This is a genomic window from Herbaspirillum sp. B65, assembly GCF_000333555.1.
In the GTDB taxonomy this organism is placed as follows: Bacteria; Pseudomonadota; Gammaproteobacteria; order Burkholderiales; family Burkholderiaceae_D; genus Herbaspirillum; species Herbaspirillum rubrisubalbicans.
In genome coordinates this window covers 1-1,345 of sequence record NZ_BADI01000288.1, presented here as the reverse complement: position 1 = coordinate 1,345, position 1,345 = coordinate 1, and the positions used below count along the sequence as shown (strand labels likewise).

Annotated in this window: 1 protein-coding gene; it reads left to right on the top strand. The window is 63.9% G+C overall.

Annotated features, from left to right (window positions below):
- Positions 1-1,345, top strand: a 1,345-nt coding sequence (locus I5W_RS07585) for a type VI secretion system Vgr family protein (protein ID WP_044528776.1), incomplete at both ends; no start/stop codon positions are given.

Genomic DNA, 1,345 nt, shown 5'->3' with positions numbered 1-1,345 from the left:
CACGGATGCTATCGCACGAACTGCAGGCGGCCAGCGTCGAGGGCGCAGGGGGCGTGCGTGACCTGGCAGTGGGCCGCTGGTTCGAGTTGACCGGCCATCCCGAGATCAGCCACCAGACAGTGGAACAACGACAGTTCATGATCACGCGCTTGCATCATCGCGGCCAGAACAACCTGCCCAAGGAACTCAACGAGCGCGCGCAGTGGCTGTTCGACAGCAGTCGTTGGAGCAGCAGCGTGCCAGGCGCCAGCAGCGTGGCCGACCCAATGGCCACTAGCGACACCCGTTACCACAACAGCTTTAGCTGCGTCAGGCGCGGCGTGGCACTCACGCCCGCCTATGATCCCCGCATCGATCTGCCGCGTGTACATCCGATCACGGCCTGGGTGGTCGGCCCGCAGAATGAAGAAGTGCATTGCGATGAACTCGGTCGCATCAAGGTCCAGCTCCAGGGCTTGAATCCCGAGGATCACGCGCACGCGCAAGGCGCCGGCGCCAGCGGAACCGATGCCGACAGCGCCTATGTGCGCGTGAGCAGCAGCTGGGCCGGCAATGGCTATGGACACGACACCTTGCCGCGGGTGGGCATGGAAGTGGCGCTCGATTTTCTCAACGGCGACCCGGACAAGATGTTCGTCACCGGCGTCTTGCACAACGGACCAAACATGCCGGCCACCTTCAGCCATACCGGCGCATTACCGGGCAACCGCTTTCTGTCGGGGATGAAGACCAAGGAAATCAAGGCCAACCGCTACAACCAATTGCGCTTTGACGATACCCCTGGCCAGATCAGCAGCCAGTTGGCCAGCGAACATGCGGCCAGCGAACTGAACCTGGGTTACCTGACCCAACCGCGCACGGACGGCCACGGCCAGGCGCGTGGAGAAGGCGCCGAACTGCGCACCGACGCAGCCGCTGCGCTGCGGGCCGCGCAAGGCATCCTGCTGACCACCTACGCGCGCAACAAGGCCACCGGGCAGATGCTGGACCGCGAAGAACTCAACCAGTTGCTGGGGCAATGCACCGAACTGTTCAAGTCCCTGGGCGACTATGCAGGGCAGCATGGCGGCAAGGCCGCCGATGGCGCCGGCCAGAACGCACTGGCAGGCGCCTTCAAGAACTGGGATGCAAGCAGCGCCAATGGCAACCAGGACAGCGCCGCCACTGCCGCGCCCGCCATCCTAGCCTTTGGCGCAGTCACAGGTTCGGTGGCGGTGACACCCAAGACCCAGCTGACCTATGCCGGCGAAAACATCGACCAGGTCGCGCAACAGCATCTGCAATTGATGAGTGGGCCACGCTTTCATGCCACGGCAGGTCAGGGGATGCAGCTATTTGCACGCGG